Origin of the sequence: Enterococcus sp. AZ191, from assembly GCF_051713845.1 — a bacterium.
GTDB classification, from domain to species: domain Bacteria; phylum Bacillota; class Bacilli; order Lactobacillales; family Enterococcaceae; genus Enterococcus_B; species Enterococcus_B durans.
In genome coordinates this window covers 1,082,617-1,099,460 of sequence record NZ_JBIOQS010000001.1, presented here as the reverse complement: position 1 = coordinate 1,099,460, position 16,844 = coordinate 1,082,617, and the positions used below count along the sequence as shown (strand labels likewise).

Here is a 16,844-nt window from a genome sequence, read left to right as displayed (position 1 = left end):
GAAGGACATAAAAAGCCTGAAATCGAAAAATATAATGTCATTTTTTTATTTCTTTCATCCACGCCTGATTTTCTTTGATAGGTTTCAATGGTTTCCTAAGCTTGTTTTCATAACAGACTTCTTTAATCACTTCTCCACGATGTTTAATGACAAAATCCATATCGTTATGCTCCTTTTAGTAATTTCAATACTTGATCTAAAGCACTCTCACGACCGCCGTGGAACGTGTTAAGCCATTTGTCATCATGAGAGGTGCTTTGTCTTAATGCTTCTACGTGCATCATTTCAATCTGTGCGATTAGCTTTTTAACGTCCATATTCCTTACCACCTTCAAGAGAATTTAGATAGTTTTGTAAACCGCTTATGCAAACATCAAAAGGGACGTCAAAGTACTTTGAGTTTGTTAACCATGATCTATCTACAAAGATCACATAGTACGAGCGTAATTTAATCCATGAAACGCGGTCTTTACCGCTGGCATCGAAGTCTGGTGATTTAATTTCTCTATAAACCATTCTCAGGACTTTAAGCTCTTCGTCGTCATTTGATTTTCGATTAGCTATTTTCTGAATCAGTTCTAAATAATTTGATTTCAACTTTTACCTCCTAGAATGGGACGTCAGGGTCTAATTCATTATTTGATGCAGTAGGTATAGAATTGTTCTTAGCCCAGTCAGGAAGCTTCTCTCGTCTTACATTGCGATTAAAACCACTTGATACCTTCTTAGGCTGATTATCCTTCTTAGCCCAATTACGAATGGTAGCTAGATAGTTCTTATAGGTCTTACCTGTTGAAGCACAGTACTCTGATAATCGATCAATCCGTTCTTGATAATCGTTAGGAAATTCGGTTTTGAGTTTATCCATCTGTTCATCTGTCAAAAGAACATTTTTATATTCTCCGTATTTGTGACGGATGGGCGTAGCCTTCGTTTTTTTCGAAGGCGGTAACTCTCTTATATATTCTTTTGTATTATTAAATGTATTATTAAAAGATGTATTATTATCTTTGACTTTTTCGTCAATAGGGGTATTGCGTTTTTCGTCAATAGGGTATTGATTAATTCGTAGGTACCTATTGATTATTTGATTGGTACCCTCTTTGTAAATTATTTCCCGATTCAAGTATCCAAACTTAATCAAATCACTTACCCATAGTTGCACCTATGTCTTTTCCTTTGAACTTTTTCAGAACTGCTGAATATGAATCGATTAATGGTTTAAACACTCATATCACTTCTCTTTTGTTTCGTCTCTGTACTGATCTTCAAGCCAATTAACGCCTCGTTTTAGAATGCCCAAGTCTCTCTTGGTCCATTTACTGTCATCAGCGGTTATAGAAGCCGCATCAGTCAACGCAACAATTGCTTCATCAATTGATTTCTCGTACTTGTTAGCAACCAGTTGTAAAGCATCCAAGAATAGCTTTTTGCTTCTTTGAGTAGCTGGTTCAAGCATCGAGACATCTTCTGGCATATCTTCGCCAGCAAATATATATAGCCCTAGCCCAAACATTGCTAGATTTTTTACAAGACAGCGCATGATCGTTTTGTTGATATCAAACATAGTTGCTGCTTCAACTCGCTTTTCTATTTTTCCAACAATCTCTTTTTTCTTCGTTTCGTTATTCCACTGATAATCATTGACTTCGTAGGTATATGGCTCATCTTTCATTGCCTTGTTTGCACCATCCATGACTGGTAACCACATGTCACGCTTTACTCCGTTGACTGTGATACTGGTAAAAACCATATAGCCTGTTTTTTCATCAAAGAGGTATGGACGATGCGTTTCTGGATCACGATAGATTTCATAGTCTACTTCTTCGCAGATTTTGCTGACTTCTGCCCACGCCCATGCCCAGGACAGATAAGTTAGTTTGTTTCTTTTTTCAACAACATCATTGACGGTTATCTTGTACAGACTATTGAATAATTTGTTATCGTTGCGTTTCGTTCCTTCACTCATCAAATTCTGCCTCCATTTCAGCAATGTATTTCTTACCTGGTCCGTAATAAGAGATATCAATCAAGTTATCTCTGTCGTACTCTTCTAGCGCATCAATCAAGCCATCTTCGATGACATAAATGTATTCAGGTTTTCTGGACTGCTTCGATAAATGGATAAGATAGACATGATCCCAAATACTCACAAAATTTCCCAAATCATCTTGATCACATGCTAGTTCTTCATTCGTCAAAAGATTACGTCTGATTTTTCGATTGCTTGTTTCCTTGATATTCGATTTGCCCCAACTAGGATCAGTCAAATATTGATCTAGAGTGGAAAGTTCTTTTTCCATGTGGTAACATCTCCTTAGATGTATTTTCTTTGTGACTCTATGCTTGCCGGCGGAGTCACTTTTTTGTTTCTATACTCAGCTTCATCAAGACCTATAAAGATCCATACCATGTAAACAATCGTACCGATTAATGCTTGTCTGCTTCCCCAAAGACCTAAAGCATAAATGATTAGTGGAGCGCTGAATACTAGTGCTCTGTTGAATTTACCCATCCGCTTACCTCCTTAATATTTCCGAAAAATTCGTTTCTAAAAATTCAAGTGTTTTACTTCTTAAAAATAGATATGTGTCTCTTCCTTCAACTGGATAATAGACAAATCCATTTTTGTTTTTTTCGATATCGATAATATTTCTATATCTTGGGTTCTTTAAAACTCTAGAAGTAAACCAATCATATTTTCTGTTAATCCGTTCTAGTACTTCTGGCAACGTCATCCATCTACCAGTATCATCAGCTTTTTTTAACTCCTCATAATCCACTTGGGAGATAATTACATAGCCTTCTGGAACTGGGATTTTCGCTTCTAGATATTGCATTAGCTGTTCCTCCCTTTACAATTCATACATAGTGATAATCGAATCTATAATTCTGTTTGCTTCTGCAGAAGTCTTTTTACCGTTTAAAATTAAAGATAAGTAGCTTTTGCTAATTCCAAATCTTTCAGCAAGCATGGTGTAAGTTAAGAACTTTGAACTTTCGACATATTCTTTGATTTTTTCTCTATCTCGTTGAGTGATTTCTGCAATGTCAGTCATACTAAAACTCCTTTCTAACCAATTTCCTCTAAATCCATTTGAGGGTAATATCCTTCTTTTTTTAGTAATTCGTAGATAAATAGACGCCCTTTCTGTGTCCATTTGGTATTCATTACAATTTTAGTGCCACCATCGGCTTTCGGGATCTCAGTTGTATGAGATTTTGTGTATCCTTGGTTCATGTGTTTTTTGCACAATAACCATTGGTTACCGACTTTTTTCTGAACACCTAGTTTATGAAGTAATTTATTCATCTGTTGTGGAGACATCCCATAATCTGCTGCAATCTGACTAATTGTTACTGAATCTGTAGAAGATAATATGCTATCTAAATAGGAGATTTTGGGTTCGTACTCGGCAATCTTTTGTTCTGCGATTAATCTTCCAGTTCTTTCTTCTTTTAGTTGAGTTGCTAATTGAATGATTGTATCTGGATTAAGCAAAGCTTCTTCTACTTTTTCTGGAATTAGATAACCTCCATGTTTTCTAATTGCTGGCAACACTTCACTTGTTACCCAACGTTTGAACTTCTTTGCGTTTGGTAGCTTGGATTTAAGTATTAAACTGTATAGACCTGATTCGTTGATAATCGTCATCTCTCTCGATTGACCTGAGGTCGTGATTCGCGACCCCATCTTATCTTCCAAATCTACATGCCGCGACAAAGCATCTTTAGTGTTTGAATAACCCAAAACACTTGCAACGTCTTTTCCTACAAAATATGGTTCATCATTTACTAAAACAGTTCGAACCTCGTTTTGTTCGAAATTAAAAATTTGTGGTGTGTTCATATTTCTCATTCCTTTCTTTTATATTCGTAAACAAATTTAACAACTTTTTTCTAAATCCAATTGACAAAGAATAGAGTTTTATTCTATACTTTGTACATAGTTAAATAAGACATATAAACATTGATTTTAAAAGCTTTCTTGGCGGTTGGCGTTTAATAATCAAAAGTGTTTTTTATTGTCTTTTTAGTTATTAAATTTGTTTACAAGAACAAGTATAGAGGTTTAACTCTAATTTGTCAACAGATAAATAGAGTTTTATTCTATATTTTTTCTTGTCAGTCTAGAAAGGTTGACATATCAATGAATCCATACGAAAAAATAAAAGAATTAACAAAGCAAAACGGAATATCTGTAAGAGAATTAGAAAAAAGATTGGGATATTCAAATGGATATTTCAGTAAATGGAAATCAGTATCACCTAACTCCGAAGGTTTAGCAAAAGTATCAGATTATTTTGGTGTTTCTATAGACTATCTTCTAGGAAGAGAGAAAAAAGAGACCCCTAAACATGTGGATTTATCAGAAGACGATACTATTTTTTCTTTTGACGGAAAAGAAATATCTAAAGAGACAATGCGCAAAGCGATTGCAATTGCTAAAGCTTTAGAGGAAAATGAATAGTTGGAGTGATGGGGTGTATGTATTTAAAGTTGAAAGAAATGCTGAGTGAGTATAATTTAAAGTTAATCTATATGGAAATGGAAGAACCAGGTTTTTATTATCCAAAACCAAGAATAGTATTTTTGAATGAAAAACTACACGAAGACAGGTCTGAAGCTTTTCATTTAGCCCACGAGCTCGGTCATTTCATTGCTTCACATTTTGAATATTCAGCACTGTACGATAACTCTACAACTTTTCATTCAAAGTTCGAAGCTGAAGCTGATAGAATCGCTATTATGATTCTACTTAATATCTTTATTGAGAATGAATTAACAGATGAATCTCAGTTCAAATTGGAAAATTTTATGGAATTCTATGCTATCAATAATAAGTTAAGAACAGAATGTTTTAATGTTTGCCAGTCATATTTCAAGAAAAAATACTCTTATGCACAGTAAAAAAGCCCGTGCTGCAACACGGACTAAAAACCTTATTTCTAAGATTTCACACAAAAATAATATCACAGAAATGAGGAATTAAAAATGAAAAATTCATATTTTGATGGAGGATTACTTACTTATATTGGTACGGCAATTTTAGCAGGATTAATCACAGTTTGTACGCTGGGTATCTGTGCTCCGTGGGGAATTTGTTTATTGTATAACTGGAAAATAAAACACACTGTTATAAATGGGCAAAGATTATATTTCGATGGAACTGCAATGCAATTATTTGGTAATTGGATAAAATGGCTTCTTTTAACAATTATAACAGTTGGGATATATAGTTTCTGGTTAAATATTAAATTAGAACAATGGAAAGTTAAACATACTCACTTAATAAGCTAAACGCATAATTATATTACTGCAATACAAAAACACGCCCCACCGACCAAAGTAGAAGCGTGTTCTAAGAAAAAACAAACCTACACAATAGGCTTCTTTATAGTGCCTATTGTATCAGAGAAAGAGAGTAGATTCAATTATGGCAAGATTTGTCAAACGTGGAAATAGTTGGCAATACGAAATTTCATACAAAAAAGATGACGGAAAATACACGAAGATAAGAAAATCAGGATTCAAGACAAAAGGCGAAGCAAAAGATGCCGCCAACGAATTAGAATATAACCTAAACAAAGGCCTTAAAGGGGATCGCAAAAATCTATTATTATCAGATTACTTTGAGGATTGGATGCAACTTTATAAAGAAGGAACAGTATCTCCTATCACTTATAGAAAATACGAAGATACGTTAATGAACATAAAGAAATATATGCCAGTGGTATTGATTTCTGATTTAGATAGAGTTGGATATCAACGCTTTTTAAATAAGTATGCGAAAGACCATGTAAAATCCACCGTTATTAAGTTTAATAACCATATTAGAGCATCGTTGAAAGATGCCGTAGAAGAAGGATTAATTCCGTTTGATCCAACTAGAAAAGCAGTAATCAAAGGAAAAGATTCATTGAAGCCAAAAGAAGATAAATATTTAGATTATGATCAATTTAAATCTTTAATGAAACTCGTAGAAGAAAACCTTTCTGCACAGTACTCTTCTCCTATGCTCGTGTTAGTTGCTGGTGCTACTGGAATGCGATTTGCTGAACTTCTAGGATTAACATGGGAAGATATCGATTTCGAAGATCAAATCATCACCATTAATAAAACATGGAATTATAAATTAAATGAATGGGGAAAAACAAAAAACGAGACTTCAAATCGGAAAATTTCAATTGATAAACATACGATTGATCTCTTAAAAAAGTTTAAAATCAATCAAAAAGAATTATTCGAGAATTTTGAAATCAAAAACCCTCATAATTTTGTTTTTTTCAACTTAAAAAATGGATTAGTTTCATCAAACGCCGTCAGCAAATATTTGCGCAAAAAATTAAAAAAATTAGGGATTGAAAAGCAATTTACTTTGCATGGACTAAGGCATACACATGCATCTATTTTACTTTATCAAGGAGTAAATATACTTAGCGTATCGAAACGTTTAGGACATAGCAGTTTAGAAACCACAATGTCTACTTACCTTCATATTGTTCGAGAGCTTGAAGATCAGGATAAAGAAAAAATCAATGCTGTGTTCGATAGTTTATATAAAAATGATAACTAGTTTGGCACATTTTTGGCACAAATATAAAATAAACCCCAGTACCACAAAGGATACAGGGGTTATTTATACGTTCCTGACTGGGATCGAACCAGCGACCTATCGCTTAGGAGGCGATCGCTCTATCCTACTGAGCTACAGGAACAAAAACTCAATACTATTATTTTAGCTTGTTTATATGCCACATGCAAGCTTCTATTCTAAAATCTCTTGGTTTTAACGAGGCAAAACGTTTCCAAGACAGACCCTGTAATGATAAAATGTACTTATAAATTCAGGTGATAGAGGAGGTTTTTTTATGAATGACAAACCAAAAGAAAAAGTTTATGCTGAACGTTTTGATGCATCGAAGAAAGAACGAGAAGAACTTTCAAAAAAGGCAATCGATCAGCATGAAAAAAACAAACCTCAGAAAAAAGAGAGTCGAAAGTTTAAATTTACCAAAAAAGACGATTTATTATAAAATTGAAAAAAAAGAACGAACAGGAGCTATTCTGTCCGTTCTTTTTTATTCCAACATATCCTCTTTACTTAAAAATAATCATTTAAAATCGGCTGTTGCTGAGGAAAAAGCAAGTTCAATGCAGCGATCGATTCACTAACCTTGATTTTATCATAAAAAACCAATTCATCTAACTTACGATAAGCCATCAATAGCTGAGTCATATGCTGGATGTTTCCACTGATGGTGGGCAAATCAGCTTGCTCGACTTTTTTTAGCTGATTTTTCCCATCAACGATATGGATCTCAAATATTCCTTCATTCCATTTTGCATACTCATCTTCGACGATCTTCACAGCAAATGCCGTATTTTTTCCATTGAAGGGGTACGACTCTAAGAAACGTTCTATGTCAACGATCCGTCCCATCATGTATGGTACCACGGTCATTTTAGCAAATGGATTTTGCAATAAATAATTTTGGCTATTGCCTGAATATCCGCAAGCATACTCAAATGATTCAAACGCCCCACTATGTGAACCGACAAAGCGTACCAGTGCCTTAAAAGCCTCATGTGTCAAGTAGCCCCATTCTACTATCTTGAACGTTGGTGCTGTTAATTGATAAACAACATACCCTTTTGCTTGACTCGTTTCATCATAATACAAGGCGTAATGATTTTCTTTTCTGATTTTAAACTTATAGTTGTACCACCATGCTTCTCTTTTCAACCCGCCCCGACTATTCTCAGGCATTTGTGAATAGATGTTATCCATTGCTTCTTTCGCTTGATCGAATGACAGACGTTTCATTTTTCCTGAAGTCTTTTTCACATTTGGTATGTCTCTGCTATCGAGTTGGTAGTTTGCTTGATCAAATACCTGCTCATAACCATAACGACGATAAAATGGATATGAGAATGGCGCTAGATAGGACAGGCTGACCCTTCTTTCACGACAGTCTTTGAGGATTTTTTCCATGATTTGATTGATCCCGCCTTGTCCTCTTGCTTCGGGATAAGAAGCAACGTAACCGATTCCTGCCATCAAATATTCTTTCCCATGAAATTCAACAGGAAAAGGGGTAGCCATTACTTGACTGGTTAATTGATCGTCCTGATCAAAAAAGCCATAATTCCATGAATGTTCAGCAAGCATTCGGAATTTTTCTCTTCTTTCTACCGTATCCTTTGCATTGAATGCATAAATCGCTAGATCACACATTTCATCGACATAATCAAGTCCTACTTCTTTCACATCATTTGCCATCATTATTGCTCCTTCCATCAACACAACAAAATTGTGACAAGACTCGTTCAATAATAATCAGTTTAGTAAACAATATCATTTAAATAAACTTTTTTATTATTTCCCCATCGTCTTTGCCACAACCTTTGACTCTTCAAATTATTTTATATTTTTTTGCTCTGTTACTCTTGAGCAAAAGCTTAGTAAGTTTCTTCAATCATCACTAACATTTTTTTGAAACGACGTTTTTTGAAATACATCAATAATGTTCCTAAAATCATATCATTCAATTTTTGTAGCATTCCATGAGATTCCATCTGTTCTGTGTAATGCACTTCACAGGAAGAAACATCTATAGGCTTGATTTGGTAATGGACAACAAAATCATTTTTTGTTGTTGACGTACGAAATTTATAGGACTGGTTTTCAATGAGCTCTTCGATTTTGATACGAGCACGGTTATTTTGCGAAAATTGCTTCACGTATTCCAAATTTTTTAACTGTTTACGAGTCACTGATTTTCCAGTCGCTTTACGTACATCAAAAAGGACAGAGTCCATAACTTTATCGTAGAAAAACGATGCCGGAATATTTAATTTTTTTACAATTTCCATTAGTTATTTTTCCCCTTTGCTTCTTCTCTTTTTTTCCCTTTCAAAAAGAAATATATACCTAAACCTGCCAGAAAAAGTCCAGTGACCATACTGTATAGATCATATTTTTGTGAACCAGGATTTAAACTATATAATACGATCAGTGAACCAACACTACATAAGAATAAACCGTTTTTTATCATTTTGAACCCATCCTATCTTTCAGCCACGAAGACTAAACTGCTGTTGCTTGAAAATATAAAACAGTGCCCCATGGTTGGGCTTTAATCAATTCTTTCGCCTTTTTAGCAGCTGCTTCTGTATCTTCAGCTATTGTTTCGAATAATAATTTGATTCCTTGTTTTTCTTTAAATGTAAAAGAGATCCCCTCTTCGTTGTATCCTTCTAATAACTCTTTTATAGCGTCTTGTTGCATTGCACTTGCAATTGAGATCATACTTTTTTCCTCCTACATTGATAAGTGAGCAGAAGCAGGAAATGCTTCTGCTTCACTAATTTTTTAATTTTCGCCTGCTGCAGGGTCCATTTTATTTGCAGAGATAACGAATGGAGCCCAGATCAGGAAGGTGACGACCATACATACGAGTGTAACGATTAGCGCACGCCAGTCTGCCCCGGTTGCTAGGAATGATAGCAGGAATGGCGGAACAACCCACGTGACTTGTTGAGAAACAGGTGCGACTAATCCCAGATAAGTTGCCACCCAACCAATTGCAGTTGCGACAACAGGGGCAACTAAGAATGGGATGAACATGATCGCATTCAAGACGATTGGTAACCCAAACATCACTGGTTCATTGATATTGAAGATACCGGGTCCAATGGATAGTTTCGCTACTGTTAAGTAGTCTGCACGTTTTGAGAATAATAAAATGGCGATCAAGAGAACGATTGTACCACCTGATCCACCGAACCAAGCAAAGGCATCAAATGATCCACGAACCCACATATACGCTTTTCCATCTTCAATTGCATCCAACACTGCTGGCGTACCTGTTTTTCCATTGTACCCTTTTTGGAAAATATCGATATTGATTAGTTGTGCTTGTCCCCAAATCCCTTCTAGGACTGGTGCCAAAACGTTTGGTCCATGGATACCGAAGAACCAGAAAATCTGCACGAAAACTGTGACGATCAATACTGCGCCGATCCCTTGTGATAGACCCAAGAACGGTTCAGCAATATATTTTTGGACCAAATCAATAATCAATTGGCCATCTGCCAAGCGACCAACGATATAGTTAATAATTGCAATGACATACAAAGCAATCGTTGCTGGTAAAATTGCTGCAAAAGCTTTTGATACTGCTGGCGGAACTGAATCCGGCATTTTGATCGTGATATCTGCCAACATTAATTTACAAAAAATAATTACTGAGATAGCACCCATGATCATGACTGTAAAATAAGCATTACCATTCAAATGATCAAGTTTCAACCACCCCCAAAGACCGACAGATAACGTACCATCTGCGATCGTAGCACCTAATTCTGTTCCATTGATCGCATCTGCTACATTTTTTGGAACATCGACATTCAACGCAGCTGATAAAGCTGGTCCAAAAGAAATTCCTTGAATAAGCGTAGCTAAACCAACGATACCACCTGCTAGATCATTCACCCCATAGGCTCTTGCTAAATTATAGCCCCATGAGAAAGCGAAGATCAGACCTGCAATGGCTAATGTACCATTCCAAACAAAACCATTGATACCAATAATAACATTCAATACTGCGAAAATTCCTTTATCAGCTGCTAAGCTATCCGCATAAGTGCTGACAAATTGCTGTGGTAAATCTCGAATAATTGCGTTGATCATTACAGCGACTGATCCAGCCATCGTTGCCGGTAACGTACCGATAAATGCGTCACGCAAAGCAACTAGGTGTTTCTGCGCACCGATTTTTGCGGCAACCGGAAGGATGTATTTCTCCATCCAACTTGTTAATCCGTTCATTTTTTATTTCCTCCTATAAGTTAGTTATATAAAGAATAGTCTCCTTATACCAAATTAAAAAAATCCGTTCAAAAATTTTTTTCTTCTTCCGTTCAAAAAAGAAGTTCTTGTTCTAAGAGATAGTGCTTATTCTACTTCGAGTCGGCGATACAGATCAACGATTTCCTCGGCTAGATCTGTAAAAGCAATCGATGTCATTAAATGGTCTTGACTGTGTACGGTCAATAATGTCACTTGCATATGGTTTCCTTGTGCTTCTTGTGTCAACATTTGCGTTTGCGAATGATGTGCTTGTACAAGTGATTCTTTTGCATCTGTGAGTTTCTGTTCAGCTAATTCAAAATTACCTTTTTTAGCTGCCGTAATCGCTTCTATTGCGTCGCTTTTGGCATTGCCGCCAAACATGATCAAACCCATGATGGCTTCAAGGTTTTGTTGATCTTCCACTTCGCTACCTCCAATTGAATTGTAATTACTTCATCAATTTTTCTGCTTGTTCTAATACTTTTGCACCATTCATCATTCCATAATCTTGCATATTGATCACATCTAAAGGAATCCCTTTTGGTGCAAGTTTTTGCTCAAACTGAGCTTTCATAAAACGAACTTGCGGTCCTAATAACATGACATCTACGTTTTTAGATTCAAGATTGTTATCCGCATCTGAAGCCGAAACAGCAAAAATATCTGCTTCCATTCCTTTTTCTTCTGCTGCTTTTTGCATTTTTGTTACTAATAAACTGGTACTCATTCCTGCAGAGCATACTAACATAATCGTTTTTTTCGCCATTTGTTCCACTCCCTTTATTTTGTTTTACACATAAATATAACGCAAGAAGCATGCCAAATGAAAAAAGAGTTAAAATAGCGTTTTCACGCCTTTTAACTCTTTTACATAGTGCGCACACAGATGAATAGTGTGTAATAACTATGATCAGTGTGCATTATTTCTTTATTTTATTTTCAATAAACATTTGGGTCAAAAATGCTACTTCATTTTCAGGGATATTTACTCGATACTTTCGCTCTAAGCTAATTAAGTTTGTACGAATGATATCCATTTCCAAGCGGTAGATTTTAGAAAAAGTTTCCAGATTTTCAAACACTCGTGATTTTTCATGCTTCATTAAACTATCTAATAGGAACGCTAAATGAATCACGATCCCGATATCTACGCCTGGTTCTACGATGATTGAGAGATCCGTTTGGATTTGTTGGATCGTCTTTTGCAATGAGTGGATCAATACGTCGACCGAAGAGATCGAATTGAGTGAATCTTTTAATGAATCAACAATTTTAGCTGTTGGTACTTCATCGTCTGCAATCCGTTTCAATATATTCAATTTTTCGTCATTGAATATATCATACGCAGAAAAGAAGGGAATATTTTGGTAGTCTACATCCACTGTTCCAGCAATTGCTTTGATCTCATATTCTTCTAGTAGAGCATCGATATGTCTTTTGAATGATTCACGCTCCAAAAACTGCATCTGGATCACTTCGACCTTTTTCTGATCGATCACTGGAACGATCCGTTGATATAGTTTTGCTGCTACTCCCTCACCAGTAAAGCAAGTGACGATGACAGCTTTTTTGCGTTCGATGATTTCTTGTTGCTCGACTTTAAACTGATCTCTAACGATCGTTTCAAAAGAAATTTGGATACTTTGATAAATATCCTCCAAGCTTCTGCCTACATTTGCCATCCGGACTGCTTCGATGACCACCATCGTACTGCTCATAGTGATTGCCTTTGTTCGGATACCCGTTTCCTCAAAAATCAAATCGCTAAAGGTATTCAACGACCCCATATCGGTCAGTAAAATCAACCCATTCGTCAGGTATTCTTGGCGGCTTTGGACGTAATGCAATACTTCTTCATACATCGCTTGGACTTCCATCGAAAGAGGCATATTGAAAGCTTTACCGATTTTCGTTCCCAATAGTTCCTGAGCCATTTCCAACATACTTGAGGCAGTTTGTCTGCCATGCATCAAAACTAAAACATCTACTTTGTTTTCTTTGACCGGTTCGCTTTCCCCTAGACTGATCGATAGGAACATACTGATAAAGCCGATTTCATCAAAAGGAATCTCCACTTGCTGTTCCTCTTCAATGATCGTTGATAGATCGATGGCTACTTGAAATTCCTTCTTGAAGTTTTTACGTACATTATTCAAATCAGGATGGACGATCATATGTCCGTCCCTCACACGGTCCAAGGTACTTTGTAAATGAAGGGCAAAGGCGAACCGAGCTTTTTCATTATAGATACGATCGAGCCTCTTTTCCGCCACATCGTATAACTCATTTGTCAAACGCCAAATGTCATCTGGTAATAAGTCTTTCGGAATCGTACTTTTCGTCAACTCTTTGACATATGTTTGAAAATACGCATCGACATCTTTTGAAATCAGGGTTTCCAAATCAATGTTCTCTACGCCAGTTTCAGATAAGGAAAGCATTTTTTCTTCAATATCGTTATATACCTGCATATTTCTTTCAGGATCTTGTGACCAGACTACATCTGCAAAACCTGGCTCAAAAGTGAGATATTGACTTTTGCTATCCATGAAACGATCAAGACGTTCTGGAACTTCTTTGATCTTCAATAACCCCTTTTGGACTTGAAGTGAAAGCTCTTCTTTACGAATGATCAGTTTCTCTTCATTATGCGTGCGGTAATGGAGGAATGATTTTGCACATACCAACTTCAAATCACGTTTGACTTGACCGATATTCCCTTCTGCATCATATAGCATAAATGCTAAAATAGCCTCTTTTTCAATATCTATCCGCTGATTTAACCGATTCGCTTCTTGTTTGATGAACAGTGAGATGATTTCATAGCGTTCATCTAATGACCGAGAAGCAAGGTTAGGTAAAGTAATAGCCATTGGGATCCTGCGGTTGAACGTGGTAAGAAAACTTTCTGAGGATTCCGTAGTAGCGCCGATGATCTGGACGGAGGCTTCATGTGTATGGGCACTTTCACCTAGTGGCCGATAAACGCCTTTATCAATAAAAGTGAACAGCATTTCTTGTCCTTCTGGCGGCAAACGATGAATTTCATCTAGAAATAAGATTCCGCCATCTGCTTTTGCGATCAATCCTTGGCTATCCTGTGAGGCTCCCGTATAAGCACCTTTTTTGATCCCAAAAATATGGCCAAATAGCAACTGAGGATTTTGTGCATAATCGGCACAGTTAAAAGAGACAAATGGTGCGTCTTCTGAAAGCATTTCTGAGTCGATCGCAAAATGATACATACACTCGGCAAACATGGATTTACCAGTACCAGTTTCTCCAAATATGATGGTGTGTAACCCGCGAGGCGGATACAAAATTGCCGCTTTCGCTTGTTGGATACTGACTTTTAACGAATCGTTCTCTCCAACTAATGTTTCAAAAGTCACTTGTGTAGAGTAGTCAACATGAACTTTGTCTGATGCAGTCTTTTTAGGAGGCATTGAGTAAACGACCGGACGACCCGGACTTTTGATAATATAATGATCCTTATATAAATCACTTAAATAGCGACTTGCATTGCTTCGATCGATTGAAAGCTTTTCTGCTACATCGCTAGCTGTCAATCCATGCTGATTTTCATGCAATAAGTCCAATATTTCTTCTTGTCTTTCGTTCATGCAATCCCACCTTTAGTTAAATAACAGTGATTCCGTTTTCACTTATCATAACACAAAAAGGCGCTTATTTGCGCCTTGCTCCTTTATTTTTATCCTTTTTTTGTTTATTTTTACGTTTTTTACGTACAACATCCACAGGCTCTTTTTTTGCTGTTTCTTTTTTCAAAGGATAGTTGGAAACTTTTTTGTGTGGTTCATTTTCGCGATTCATTTCTTCTTTTTCAGGTGATTCCTCTAATAATTGACCGCCATGAAGAAAAATCTCTCTAATTGGTAGATCTGCTTTTCGCGCGATTTTCTTCAAATCTCTCAAAGTGTGATCTTGAACAAATGTGATGACTATTCCTTCACTTCCCATTCGTCCTGTTCGGCCAGATCGATGCAGATAAGCTTCTTCTGTAAGCGGAACTTCCGCATTCACAACATAAGGTAGACCCTTGATGTCTAAACCTCTAGCTGCGACATCAGTTGTAAATAAAGCTGTGATCTTATTATTTTTGAATTGTTCAAGTGCTGCTTTTCGTACTAATTTGTTTTGGTCAGAAGCTAAACTTCCAACAGCAACTCCTCTAAAAAGCAATTTTTCTTCCATAGCACCTAACTCACTTAGCTGATTGAAGAAGACTAAACCTTGAAAGCCATCAACATACGCTAGTCTTCTAAGATATTCATCTTTCTTACGCGCTGGTACTTGCAAAAAGTAATGTTTTTGCCCTTTTCTTGAATCATCTTCTTTGGTAACATCGATTACTTCGATTTGTTTTTTTGTCAATTCTTCGATTTGTTTCAACGAACGATCGGCTGTTGCTGAGAAAAAGGCTAATTGATACTCAACAGGTGCTTGATGCAGTAGTTGATCGATTAAAGGACTATTCCCTTTATCCAGCAATTGATCAGCTTCATCGAAGACAATTGTTTTCAATTGATGTGCTTTGACTTTTTTTGATTTCATCAGTTCTAAGACTCGCCCTGGGGTGCCCACTAGGATCTCAGGTCTTTTCTTCAGACCTTCCACTTGTCGTTTAACGTTAGCGCCCCCTACTAAAGATTGGACTTTTAGGTCTAATGCTTTAGCCCATTCTCGTGTGACTTCTGCTACTTGGATCGCTAACTCTTGAGATGAAACTAAGACCAGTAAGGAACTTCCGTGATCCTTTTCAACATTCAATAGTAAAGGAAACAGATAAGCTAAAGTCTTCCCTGAACCAGTGGGAGAAATACCGATCACGTTTTGTTGGTCTTTTAGTGGTTGAAAGACTGCTTTTTGTATCAGTGAGGCCTCTAAAAACGCCTTTTCTTGCCATTTTTCTTGCCATGCTTGTGGAAATGTTTGTACAAATTCATTCATTAAAAATCTTCCTCATTATCGGCATCGAATTTGATGCCCCCATTTTTTCTTAGATCATAAACTACTTGATTGACACTGCGTGCTAACTCGATCCATTCTTCATAAAGCAATCCCCAAGTTGGATCTGTTGGATGCTTGATCACATTCGCAAAATCTTTTGCTTCATCAGCCATAGGATTTTCTGCGGTTTTGATTTCCAAAGTAGTGATTTCTTGATGTTGTCGATCATGGAATTCTGCTGTTTCAATGACATTGACCCCATTCATCACTAATGTTCCAGAATCGAAATAGATTTCTGAAGGTAGATAAGAGTCGCCAATTTTGCCAGGTTGGATGGATACATCAAACGATTCATAACGTAACATTCCCCATCCAAGTCCATCAACACCTGTTGAAATCTTTCTTGGGAAATAATGAACTTCTGTGGGCATACCGAACCAAGCAACTGCTGCATATACGAGATATACCCCTAGATCCATCATTGCTCCACCTGAAAATCGAGTAGAGAAAATATTTGGCACTTCTCCATCAAGCACTTGATCGTAACGTGATGAATACTTCATATAGCTAAAATTAGCCCCTAATATCTCATCTTTTAAAGGTAAGTAGTCAGTAATTTTTTTAAAGCCAGATTCATGGATATTACGTGCAGCTTCAAAGAAGAATACTTTTTTTTCATTTGCCAAATGAATGATCTCATCCATTTCTTTTGGCGTACTGAATGCTGTTTTTTCAACGATCACATTCTTACCGGCTAGAATTCCTTGCTTCGCCTGTTGAAAATGTAAACTATTTGGTGAAGCGATGTAAACAGTATCTAAATGATCCAATTGAAAGAATGTCGTCAAATCAGTTGCATATTCAATATCACCTTCATATTTCGAACCAAATGCTTGTGCTTTTTCTAGATGTCTTGAGTAGACCGCTGTCAATTCATATTCTCCAGTACCAAGTGCAGCTTGAACAAATTGATGTGTGATCCAATTGGTTCCAATAATTCCTAAATTTATCATGT

At 36.5% G+C, this 16,844-nt stretch carries 24 protein-coding genes, 1 tRNA gene and 1 pseudogene; 5 read left to right on the top strand and 21 right to left on the bottom strand.

The window, feature by feature from the left end; translation table 11 throughout:
* Positions 1 to 37: 37 nt before the first annotated feature.
* From IGI47_RS05295 to IGI47_RS05250, 10 genes and pseudogenes are all read right to left on the bottom strand, one after another.
* The gene (locus tag IGI47_RS05295) at positions 38 to 160 is read right to left on the bottom strand and encodes a hypothetical protein (protein ID WP_438783559.1); all 123 of its coding nucleotides are present in this window, start codon (positions 158 to 160) and stop codon (positions 38 to 40) included.
* Between the two features lie 4 nt (positions 161 to 164).
* The gene (locus tag IGI47_RS05290; protein WP_413120744.1) at positions 165 to 317 is read right to left on the bottom strand and encodes a hypothetical protein; all 153 of its coding nucleotides are present in this window, start codon (positions 315 to 317) and stop codon (positions 165 to 167) included.
* Positions 307 to 597 (bottom strand): hypothetical protein, encoded by a 291-nt coding sequence (locus tag IGI47_RS05285; RefSeq protein WP_146897291.1) that lies wholly within the window; start codon positions 595 to 597, stop codon positions 307 to 309. The genes IGI47_RS05290 and IGI47_RS05285 overlap by 11 nt, the downstream gene beginning before the upstream one ends.
* Before the next feature lie 10 nt (positions 598 to 607).
* A pseudogene (locus tag IGI47_RS05280) lies at positions 608 to 1,165 on the bottom strand (helix-turn-helix domain-containing protein); the annotation flags it as partial.
* Between the two features lie 69 nt (positions 1,166 to 1,234).
* Positions 1,235 to 1,969, bottom strand: a complete 735-nt coding sequence (locus tag IGI47_RS05275; RefSeq protein ID WP_002339932.1) for a DUF1071 domain-containing protein — start codon at positions 1,967 to 1,969, stop codon at positions 1,235 to 1,237.
* A complete protein-coding gene (locus tag IGI47_RS05270) occupies positions 1,962 to 2,303 on the bottom strand; it encodes a hypothetical protein (protein ID WP_224450780.1) in 342 nt (113 codons plus the stop codon). Before IGI47_RS05270 ends, IGI47_RS05275 begins: the two co-directional genes overlap by 8 nt.
* 14 nt (positions 2,304 to 2,317) lie before the next feature.
* Complete coding sequence (locus tag IGI47_RS05265; RefSeq protein WP_438783558.1) at positions 2,318 to 2,515, bottom strand: hypothetical protein; 198 nt, start codon at positions 2,513 to 2,515, stop codon at positions 2,318 to 2,320.
* Positions 2,516 to 2,519: 4 nt separating this feature from the next.
* Positions 2,520 to 2,840, bottom strand: a complete 321-nt coding sequence (locus tag IGI47_RS05260; protein ID WP_047927434.1) for a DUF771 domain-containing protein — start codon at positions 2,838 to 2,840, stop codon at positions 2,520 to 2,522.
* Between the two features lie 15 nt (positions 2,841 to 2,855).
* Complete coding sequence (locus IGI47_RS05255) at positions 2,856 to 3,059, bottom strand: helix-turn-helix domain-containing protein (protein ID WP_002296611.1); 204 nt, start codon at positions 3,057 to 3,059, stop codon at positions 2,856 to 2,858.
* 14 nt (positions 3,060 to 3,073) lie between these two features.
* Positions 3,074 to 3,850, bottom strand: coding sequence for a phage antirepressor KilAC domain-containing protein (locus IGI47_RS05250; RefSeq protein ID WP_438783557.1), 777 nt, complete (start codon positions 3,848 to 3,850; stop codon positions 3,074 to 3,076).
* 300 nt (positions 3,851 to 4,150) lie between these two features.
* Here IGI47_RS05250 and IGI47_RS05245 point away from each other — a divergent pair, with 300 nt between their 5' ends.
* The 4 genes from IGI47_RS05245 (at position 4,151) to IGI47_RS05230 (ending at position 6,577) form a co-directional block, all read left to right on the top strand.
* Positions 4,151 to 4,471, top strand: a complete 321-nt coding sequence (locus tag IGI47_RS05245; RefSeq protein ID WP_438783556.1) for a helix-turn-helix domain-containing protein — start codon at positions 4,151 to 4,153, stop codon at positions 4,469 to 4,471.
* A gap of 17 nt (positions 4,472 to 4,488) precedes the next feature.
* Entirely contained in the window at positions 4,489 to 4,911 is a 423-nt protein-coding gene (locus IGI47_RS05240; protein WP_438783555.1) for an ImmA/IrrE family metallo-endopeptidase, read from the top strand.
* A gap of 84 nt (positions 4,912 to 4,995) precedes the next feature.
* On the top strand, positions 4,996 to 5,301 hold the full coding sequence (locus IGI47_RS05235) for a DUF898 family protein (RefSeq protein ID WP_104660627.1): 306 nt from the start codon (positions 4,996 to 4,998) through the stop codon (positions 5,299 to 5,301).
* Positions 5,302 to 5,437: 136 nt separating this feature from the next.
* On the top strand, positions 5,438 to 6,577 hold the full coding sequence (locus IGI47_RS05230) for a tyrosine-type recombinase/integrase (protein ID WP_438783553.1): 1,140 nt from the start codon (positions 5,438 to 5,440) through the stop codon (positions 6,575 to 6,577).
* A gap of 68 nt (positions 6,578 to 6,645) precedes the next feature.
* Here the strand turns inward: IGI47_RS05230 and IGI47_RS05225 are convergent.
* Positions 6,646 to 6,719, bottom strand: a tRNA-Arg gene (locus tag IGI47_RS05225).
* Positions 6,720 to 6,872: 153 nt separating this feature from the next.
* On the opposite strand from IGI47_RS05225, the gene IGI47_RS05220 reads away from it, so the two are divergent.
* Complete coding sequence (locus tag IGI47_RS05220; RefSeq protein ID WP_053108829.1) at positions 6,873 to 7,037, top strand: hypothetical protein; 165 nt, start codon at positions 6,873 to 6,875, stop codon at positions 7,035 to 7,037.
* Between the two features lie 68 nt (positions 7,038 to 7,105).
* On the opposite strand, the gene IGI47_RS05215 is transcribed toward IGI47_RS05220, so the two are convergent.
* The 10 genes from IGI47_RS05215 to IGI47_RS05170 form a co-directional block, all read right to left on the bottom strand.
* Positions 7,106 to 8,284: a GNAT family N-acetyltransferase gene (locus IGI47_RS05215; protein WP_438783552.1), complete on the bottom strand. Its 1,179-nt coding sequence runs from the start codon at positions 8,282 to 8,284 to the stop codon at positions 7,106 to 7,108.
* A gap of 179 nt (positions 8,285 to 8,463) precedes the next feature.
* On the bottom strand, positions 8,464 to 8,877 hold the full coding sequence (locus IGI47_RS05210; protein ID WP_438783551.1) for a DUF3284 domain-containing protein: 414 nt from the start codon (positions 8,875 to 8,877) through the stop codon (positions 8,464 to 8,466).
* A complete protein-coding gene (locus IGI47_RS05205; RefSeq protein WP_005881007.1) occupies positions 8,877 to 9,059 on the bottom strand; it encodes a DUF3188 domain-containing protein in 183 nt (60 codons plus the stop codon). The genes IGI47_RS05210 and IGI47_RS05205 overlap by 1 nt, the downstream gene beginning before the upstream one ends.
* Positions 9,060 to 9,091: 32 nt before the next feature.
* Entirely contained in the window at positions 9,092 to 9,313 is a 222-nt protein-coding gene (locus IGI47_RS05200) for a hypothetical protein (protein WP_438783550.1), read from the bottom strand.
* Positions 9,314 to 9,376: 63 nt separating this feature from the next.
* Positions 9,377 to 10,834, bottom strand: coding sequence for a PTS sugar transporter subunit IIC (locus IGI47_RS05195; protein ID WP_438783549.1), 1,458 nt, complete (start codon positions 10,832 to 10,834; stop codon positions 9,377 to 9,379).
* A gap of 126 nt (positions 10,835 to 10,960) precedes the next feature.
* Entirely contained in the window at positions 10,961 to 11,281 is a 321-nt protein-coding gene (locus IGI47_RS05190; RefSeq protein ID WP_115235364.1) for a PTS lactose/cellobiose transporter subunit IIA, read from the bottom strand.
* 25 nt (positions 11,282 to 11,306) lie between these two features.
* Positions 11,307 to 11,624: a PTS sugar transporter subunit IIB gene (locus IGI47_RS05185; protein ID WP_005881015.1), complete on the bottom strand. Its 318-nt coding sequence runs from the start codon at positions 11,622 to 11,624 to the stop codon at positions 11,307 to 11,309.
* A 154-nt stretch (positions 11,625 to 11,778) separates the two neighbouring features.
* On the bottom strand, positions 11,779 to 14,481 hold the full coding sequence (locus IGI47_RS05180) for a sigma 54-interacting transcriptional regulator (protein WP_311930176.1): 2,703 nt from the start codon (positions 14,479 to 14,481) through the stop codon (positions 11,779 to 11,781).
* Between the two features lie 64 nt (positions 14,482 to 14,545).
* A complete protein-coding gene (locus tag IGI47_RS05175; RefSeq protein WP_438783548.1) occupies positions 14,546 to 15,829 on the bottom strand; it encodes a DEAD/DEAH box helicase in 1,284 nt (427 codons plus the stop codon).
* Positions 15,829 to 16,842, bottom strand: a complete 1,014-nt coding sequence (locus IGI47_RS05170; protein WP_438783547.1) for a Gfo/Idh/MocA family protein — start codon at positions 16,840 to 16,842, stop codon at positions 15,829 to 15,831. Before IGI47_RS05170 ends, IGI47_RS05175 begins: the two co-directional genes overlap by 1 nt.
* Positions 16,843 to 16,844: the final 2 nt, after the last annotated feature.